General features: G+C 66.7%; 4 protein-coding genes. All 4 read left to right on the top strand.

The features are described from left to right. On the top strand, positions 1–388 hold a 388-nt coding region (locus ACZY0B_RS22495), incomplete at its 5' end, for a PPW family C-terminal domain-containing PPE protein (protein ID WP_463766442.1). Positions 389–851: 463 nt separating this feature from the next. Further along, a complete protein-coding gene (gene eccA, locus ACZY0B_RS22490) occupies positions 852–2,705 on the top strand; it encodes a type VII secretion AAA-ATPase EccA (RefSeq protein WP_463766441.1) in 1,854 nt (617 codons plus the stop codon). Next, positions 2,702–4,309, top strand: coding sequence for a type VII secretion protein EccB (gene eccB / locus ACZY0B_RS22485; protein ID WP_463766440.1), 1,608 nt, complete (start codon positions 2,702–2,704; stop codon positions 4,307–4,309). Before eccA ends, eccB begins: the two co-directional genes overlap by 4 nt. Further along, positions 4,306–8,310 (top strand): type VII secretion protein EccCa, encoded by a 4,005-nt coding sequence (eccCa, locus tag ACZY0B_RS22480; protein ID WP_463766439.1) that lies wholly within the window; start codon positions 4,306–4,308, stop codon positions 8,308–8,310. The genes eccB and eccCa overlap by 4 nt, the downstream gene beginning before the upstream one ends. The last annotated feature ends 27 nt before the right edge of the window (positions 8,311–8,337 follow it).

Below are 8,337 nucleotides of genomic sequence, written 5' to 3'. Positions count from 1 at the left end.
CAGCGGTGCGCAACGCAAGGCTCCGGAGCCCGATTCCGCCGCGGCGGCCGCGGCGGCCGCGGCGTCGGCGCGGGAGCAGCGGCAGGCGCGTCGGCGCCGGCATGCGGCGATGAACGACCATCACCGCGGCTACCGTTACGAATTCTTGGACTCCGATGATGAGGCCGGTCCGGTCGTTGACGAGCAAGTCAGGGCCGGCGCAACCGCGGCGTCTGAGCGGGGAGCGGGTGCTCTGGGTTTTGCCGGGACGATCCGCAAGGACGCCGTCGAGGCGGCGGGATTGGCCACGCTGGGCGGTGACGGGTTCGGGGGCGGTCCGTCGATGCCGATGATGCCGGGTACCTGGCGACCCGACGAGCAAGGGCCCGGCGGCGAGGAGCAGACGTGAGCCTTCCCGCAAACGGGGGCGATACCTGCGCTGCCGGGAACTTTTCCGGCCCGATGGCCGACTAGTACGTGCGTGCTCGCTGAGCCGCCCTATTCACGGCGGTCGTTAAGTCACCCGACTGGTAAGGAGTTGCTGCCATGGCCGCGCCGGATTGGCTGCCACCCCCTCGAGCGGGTGCCCAGGTCGGCGCCGAGCCGTCAGCCTCCCCGGGATGCCCACAGCCGGACACACCTACGTTTGATAATGAAAATCATTACCATTAAGCTTAGCCGCCAAGAAGGTGCGGCCAATGCCACAACTGGAGAGGTGGACCGGTGATTGCGCAGAATGCCGTGGTCAGCGGCCCTTTGGGAGCCGGCGGGCAGCGCGTAGGACGGGTCCGGGAACCTCGACAGTTAGCTTATGCAATGCTAACTTCAGCAAGTTAAGTTAGGGGAGACTATCTTCATGGAAAAACGCGGCCGTGGAACGCGGTGAGAGTGGTGTGCTCGCAGTCCAGCCGGGCACTTCTCGGTTGGACAGCAGAGTCGATGGCGACGTCGTCAGCCGATTTGCTACGTGTTGCCGGGCACTGGGCATCGCGGTCTACCAACGCCAGCGTCCTGCCGATCTGGCCGCCGCCCGCTCGGGTTTCACGGCGCTGACCCGCGTCGCCCATGACCAGTGCGACGCATGGACCGGGCTGGCCGCCGCCGGCGATGCGTCGTTCCGCGTTCTCGAGGCGGTTTCGCGTACCGCGGCCACCTCAGGCGTATTGCAGCGGCAGGTCGACCTGGACCCCGGCGCCTTGGGCTTCCGCTACGACAGCGGACTGTATCTACAGTTTCGCGCCAACAGCCCCGACGACTTTCATCTCGCCTATGCGGCCGCGCTGGCAACGGCCGGGCGGTTTGCCGACGCGGATGAGATCGTCAACGGGCTCAGCGAGCGCCGCCCGAGCTGGCGTGAGGCGCGGTGGGTCTCCGTCGTCATCAACTATCGCGCCGAGCGGTGGTCCGACGTCGTCAAGCTGCTGACCCCGATTGTCAACGACTCCGACCTCGACGAGGCCTATGCGCACGCGGCCAGGATCGCCCTGGGTACCGCGCTGGCCCGGCTGGGCATGTTCGCCCCCGCGCTGTCGTATCTCGAGGAGCCCGAAGGCCCGGTCACGGTGGCCGCCGTCGATGGGGCGCTGGCCAAGGCACTCGTCCTGCGCATGCACGTCGACGAAGAGTCGGCGAGCGAAGTCCTGCAGGACTTGTACGCGGCACACCCCGAGAACGAACAGGTCGAACAGGCCTTGTCCGACACCAGCTTTGGGATTGTGACCACCAATGCGGCCCGCATCGAGGCACGCAAAGATCCGTGGGATCCGGAGACCGAGCCCAGCGCGGAGGACTTCGTCGACCCCGCTGCCCACGAACGCAAGGCCGTGCTGCTGCACGAGGCCGAACGCCAGCTCACCGAGTTCATCGGACTGGAAGAGGTGAAAAACCAGGTATCGCGGCTCAAGAGTTCGGTGGCCATGGAACTGGTGCGTAAGCAGCGTGGGCTCCAGGTTGCGCAACGCGCCCACCACCTGGTGTTCGCCGGACCGCCCGGGACCGGTAAGACCACCATCGCGCGTGTGGTCGCCAAAATCTATTGCGGGCTGGGCTTGTTGAAGCGCGAGAACATCCGCGAGGTACACCGCGCCGACCTGATCGGTCAGCACATCGGCGAGACCGAGGCCAAGACCAATGCCATCATCGACAGCGCGCTGGACGGGGTGCTGTTCCTCGACGAGGCCTACGCCCTGGTGGCCACCGGCGCCAAGAACGACTTTGGGTTGGTCGCCATCGACACGCTGCTGGCCCGCATGGAAAACGACCGCGACCGGCTGGTGGTGATCATCGCCGGATACCGGGCGGACCTGGACAAGTTCCTGGACACCAACGAGGGTCTGCGGTCGCGGTTCACCCGCAACATCACCTTCCCGTCCTACAACTCGCACGAGCTGGTCGAGATCGCGCACACGATGGCCGAACAGCGCGACAGCATCTTCGAGCAATCCGCGCTCGACCACATGGATGCCCTGTTCGCGAAATTGGCGACATCCACGACACCAGACTCCAACGGAATCGAACGGCGCAGCCTCGACATTGCGGGTAACGGCCGCTTCGTCCGAAACATCGTCGAGCGCTCGGAGGAAGAGCGCGAATTCCGGTTGGACCATTCAGAACAGGCGGGAACCGGTGCGTTCACCGATGAGGAGCTGATGACGATCACCGACCGAGACGTCAGTAATTCGGTAGAGCCGCTGCTGCGCGGCCTCGGCCTCTCGGTGCCGTCATGACCAACCCGGAGCCTCAGGACGAACGACGCTCGTTTTCCTCACGGACCCCCGTCAACGACAATCCCGACAAGGTGGTCTACCGTCGCGGATTCGTCACCCGCCACCAAGTGACCGGCTGGCGCTTCGTGATGCGCCGCATCGCCTCCGGAATTGCCTTGCACGACACCAGGATGCTGGTCGACCCGCTGCGTACCCAGTCGCGCGCGGTGCTGATGGGCGCGCTCATTCTGGTCACCGGCCTGGCGGGTTGCTTCGTGTTTTCGATGATCCGGCCCAATGGTCAGGCGGGCAACAACGCGGTGCTCGCCGATCGGGAGACCTCCGCACTGTATGTGCGGGTCGGTGACGACCTGCACCCGGTGTTGAACCTGACCTCGGCGCGGCTGATCGTCGGCAAGCCGGTCAACCCCGCCACGGTGAAAAGCAGTGAGCTGGACCGGTTTCCGCGAGGGAACCTGATCGGCATACCGGGTGCGCCGGAGCGCATGGTGCAGAACGCATCGCATGACGCGAACTGGACGGTGTGCGATGCGGTCAATGCGGCTGCCCAGGGTTCGCACGCTGTGCACAGCACGGGTGTCACCGTGATCGCGGGTATGCCCGACAGCAGCGGCGCACGTGCCGCCACGATCGCGCCCGGCCAGGCGATCCTGGTCGAGTTCACCGGCGATAAGGGCACCAGCACCTGGCTGCTGTGGGATGGCAAACGCAGCCAGATCGACCTGGCCAACCACGCGGTCACCAACGCGTTGGGTCTGGGTGTCGACGTGCCCGCACCGCGACCGCTCGCTGCGGGGCTGTTCAATGCGATCCCCGAAGCGCCCGCGCTGGCGGCGCCGGGTATCCCGAACGCCGGCACCCCGGCGAACTACGCGGTCCCGGCACCGATCGGTGGCGTCGTGACGTCCTATGCCGTCGACCCGGGCAGCCTGCGGCACTACGCGGTGCTGCCCGATGGCCTGCAACCGATCTCGCCCGTGCTCGCCGCGATCCTGCGTAACACCAATTCCTATGGCCTGGAACAACCTCCGCGGCTCGGCGCCGACGAGGTGGCCAAGTTGCCGGTGTCGCGGATGCTGGACACCACGCGCTTTCCCGACCGCCAGGTCGCCCTGGTCGACGCGGCCAAAGATCCCGTCGCCTGTGCCTACTGGAGTAAGCCGGCCGGGGCCGCAAGCAGCTCGCTGAGCCTGCTGGCCGGTTCGGCGCTGCCGGTGCCCGACGCGGTTCGCACCGTGAACCTGATCGGTGCTGGGTCCCAGGGAATCGCCACCCGCGTCGCCCTGGCACCGGGCACCGGTTACTTCGCTCAGAGCGTCGGTGGTGGAGCGACTTCGCCCGGCACCGGGTCGCTGTTCTGGGTCTCCGACACCGGAGTCCGCTACGGCATCGACAACGAGGCCGAGAACGGTGCCGCCGGACGTGGCAAAACCGTTGAGGCCCTTGGTCTAACCCCACCCCCCGTTCCTATTCCCTGGTCGATACTGTCGCTGTTCGCGACGGGCCCGACGCTATCTCGCGCCGACGCGTTGCTCGCACACGACGGCTTGGCGCCCGATAGCAGGCCCGGACGTCCGGTGTCGGCCGAAGGAGGACCCCGATGAGCCGACTGATCTTCGAAGCTCGCCGGCGCCTGGCGCCGCCGAGCACCCGCCAGGGCACCATCACCATCGAGGCGCCCCCCGAGCTGCCGCGAGTGATTCCGCCGTCGTTCCTGCGCCGTGCGATGCCCTACGTGCTGGTGATCCTGATCGTCGGCATGATCGTCGCGCTGGTCGCCACCGGGATGCGGGTGATTTCCCCGCAGACGCTGTTCTTCCCGTTCGTATTGCTGCTGGCGGCAACCGCGCTCTATCGCGGCAACGACAACAAAATGCGCACCGAGGAGGTCGACGCCGAACGCGCCGACTACCTGCGCTACCTGTCGGTGGTTCGGGACAACATCCGCACCCAGGCCGCCCAGCAGCGTGCCGCTGCGCAGTGGTCCCATCCGGAGCCGTCAGCACTGGCAACGGTGCCCGGATCTCGCCGTCAGTGGGAACGTGACCCGCACGACCCCGACTTCCTGGTGCTGCGGGCCGGACGCCACCATGTTCCGCTGGCCACCGCGGTGCGGGTGCAAGACGCCGTGGACGAGATCGATCTGGAACCGGTGTCGCACAGCGCATTACGCAGCCTGCTCGACACTCAGCGCACGGTTCGTGACGTGCCCACCGGAATCGACTTGGCCAAAGTCTCGCGGATCACCGTCTTCGGCGAACCGGACGAGGTGCAAGGAGCGTTGCGTGCCTGGATCGCTCAGGCGGTGACCTGGCACGACCCGACGGTACTGGGGGTGGCCTTGGCCACCCGCGATCTGGAGAACCACGACTGGTCCTGGCTGAAGTGGTTGCCCCACATCGACATTCCCGGCGAGGTGGACGGTGTCGGGCCCGCCCGGTTCCTGTCCACCAACGCCGACGAGCTGATCGCACTGCTGGGGCCCGCGCTGGCCGACCGGCCGGCGTTCACCGGCGAGCCGGCCGACGCGTTGCGGCACCTGCTGATCATCGTCGACGATCCCGACTACGACGTGAACGCCTCGGCACTGGCGATCGGCCGGGCCGGGGTCACCGTCGTGCATCGCACCACCACACCGCCGAACCGCGAACAGTATTCGGATCCGGAAAAGCCGATTCTGCGCGTCAGCGGGGGGGACGGCGGGGGCAGCCGAGCCGGGGTCATCCAACGCTGGCAGACCGGCGGCTGGCAGCCCTACATCGACAACGCCGACGGGCTCGGCGCCGACGAGGCCGCCCACCTGGCGCGTCAGTTGTCCCGCTGGGATTCCAACCCCACCCACACCGGGCTGCGCTCGGCGGCAACCCGTGGCGCCAGCTTCACGACGCTGGTGGGTGTTCCCGACGCGTCGCAGCTGGATGTGGCGACGCTGTGGGCACCTCGTCGCCGCGACGACGAGTTGCGGGTACCGATCGGTGTCACCACGACCGGCGAGCCGCTGTACTTCGACCTCAAGGACGAAGCCGAGGGCGGCATGGGGCCGCACGGCCTGATGATCGGTATGACCGGTTCCGGGAAGTCGCAGACCCTGATGTCGATTCTGTTGTCGCTGTTGACAACTCATTCGGCCGATCGGCTGATCGTCATCTATGCGGACTTCAAGGGTGAGGCCGGCGCCGACAGCTTCCGGGACTTCCCGCAGGTCGTTGCGGTGATCTCGAACATGGCCGAGAAGAAGTCGCTGGCCGACCGGTTCGCCGACACGCTGCGCGGTGAGGTAGCCCGTCGCGAAACGCTGCTGCGTGAGGCCGGCCGCCGCGTTCAGGGCAGCGCGTTCAACTCGGTCGTCGAGTACGAGAACGCGATCGCCGCCGGGCACGATCTGCCGCCGATCCCGACGCTCTTCGTGGTCGCCGACGAGTTCACGCTGATGCTGGCGGACTACCCGGAGTACGCGGAACTGTTCGATTACGTGGCGCGCAAGGGCCGCTCGTTCCGCATCCACATCCTGTTCGCGTCCCAGACGCTGGACGTCGGGAAAATCAAGGACATCGACAAGAACACCTCGTACCGCATCGGGTTGAAGGTGGCCAGTGCCAGCGTTTCTCGCCAGATCATCGGCGTGGACGACGCCTACCACATCGAATCGGGCAAAGAGCACAAGGGCGTGGGCTTCCTGGTACCCGCACCCGGCGCGGCACCGATCAAGTTCCGCAGCACCTACGTCGACGGCATCTACGAGCCGCCGCAGGCCGCTAAAACCCTTGTGGTGCATTCTGTTCCGCAGCCGAGGTTGTTCACGGCCGGGCGGGTGGAGCCTGACCAGGGCACGGTCATCACCGGAGCGGACCACGAAGAGCTGGCCGGACCGCCGCGCAAGCTGATCGCGACCATCGGCGACCAACTCGCCCGCTACGGACCGCGGGCACCGCAGTTGTGGCTGCCGCCGCTGGACGAGCCGATCCCGTTGACCGCGGTGCTGGCTCGTGCCGGGCTGCCGGAACGGCAATGGCGCTGGCCGCTCGGTGAGATCGACAAGCCGTTCGAGATGCGCCGCGACCCGTTGGTGTTCGACGCCACGTCGGCTTCCGGCAACGTGGTGATCCACGGCGGCGCGAAGTCCGGCAAATCGTCTGCACTGCAGACGTTTATCCTGTCCGCGGCCAGCCTGCACTCGCCGGGTGATGTCAGCTTCTACTGCCTGGACTACGGCGGTGGGCAGCTGCGCGCACTGGAAGACCTGGCGCACGTCGGCAGTATCGCCTCGCCGCTGGAACCCGAGCGCATTCGCCGCACCTTCGGCGAGCTCGAGCAGCTGCTGATTTCCCGGCAGCAGCGAGAGGCGTTCCGCGACAAGCATGGTTCGACACACGACGATGGCTTCGGCGAGGTGTTCCTGGTCATCGACAATCTCTACGCCTTCGCCCGGGACAATACCGACCAGTTCAACACGCGTAACCCGTTGCTGGCCAAGGTGACTGAACTCGTCAACGTCGGTCTCGCGTACGGCATCCACGTGATCGTCACCACCCCGAGCTGGCTGGAGGTGCCGCTGGCGATGCGCGACGGCCTCGGGCTGCGTCTCGAGCTCAAGCTGCACGACGCGCGGGACAGCAACGTGCGGGTGGTCGGGGCGCTGCGCCGCCCGGCCGACGCCGTACCGGCCGACCAGCCGGGTCGCGGGTTGACGATGGCCGCCGAGCACTTCCTGTTCGCGGCTCCGGAGTTGGACGCGCAAACAAACCCAGTGGCCGCGATCAACGCCCGTCATCCCGGTATGGCCGCACCGCCGGTTCGGCTGTTGCCGACCAACCTGGCCCCCGACGCTCTCGGGCCGCTGTATCGGGGAGCGGAGCAAGTGGTCATCGGTCAGCGCGAAGAGGACCTGGCGCCGGTCGTGCTGGACTTCACCGACAACCCGTTGCTGATGGTGTTCGGCGACAGCAAGGCGGGCAAAACCACGCTGCTGCGCCACATCATCCGCACCATCCGCGAGCATTCCACCGCGGACCAGGTGGCTTTCACGGTGCTGGATCGGCGGCTGCATCTCGTCGAAGAGCCGCTGTTCGCCGACAACGAGTACACCGCCAACATCGACCGGATCATCCCGGCGATGCTCGGGTTGGCCAACATCATCGAGTCGCGGCGGCCGCCGGCGGGCTTGTCGGCGGCGGAGTTGGCCCGGTGGAGCTACCAGGGCCACACCCACTACCTGATCATCGACGACGTCGACCAGATCCCGGATACACCGGCGATGAGTGGTCCCTACATTGGGCAGCGGCCATGGACCAGCCTGATCCCGGAGCTCAGCCAGGCCGCAGATCTGGGGCTGCGGGTGATTGTCACGGCACGGGCCACGGGCTCGGGGCACGCGCTGATGACCAGCCCGTTGCTGCGCCGCTTCAACGATTTGCAGGCAACCACGTTGATGTTGGCGGGCAACCCGCAAGACAGCGGCAAGATCCGTGGCCAGCGATTTGGCCGGTTGCCTGCCGGACGGGCAATTCTGTTGGGAGACAGCGAAAGCCCGACGTACGTTCAGTTGGTCAACCCGTTGGTTGGCGAGTCTGTTGTAGGGGGAGCCGACGAAGGTTTCGCCCGCTGATGGTGGTTAGTGAAACAGCAACAGAAG

Source organism: Mycobacterium sp. IDUB_19 (genome assembly GCF_055419445.1).
Note: the sequence above shows the minus strand (reverse complement) of the source record. Positions and strands in the feature narration are given on the sequence as shown.

What these genes read in the sequence shown, in the direction of transcription:
- eccB (WP_463766440.1), top strand. Translation starts at nt 2,702, where the DNA reads ATGACCAACCCGGAGCCTCAGGACGAACGACGCTCGTTTTCCTCACGG.
- eccCa (WP_463766439.1), top strand. Translation starts at nt 4,306, where the DNA reads ATGAGCCGACTGATCTTCGAAGCTCGCCGGCGCCTGGCGCCGCCGAGC.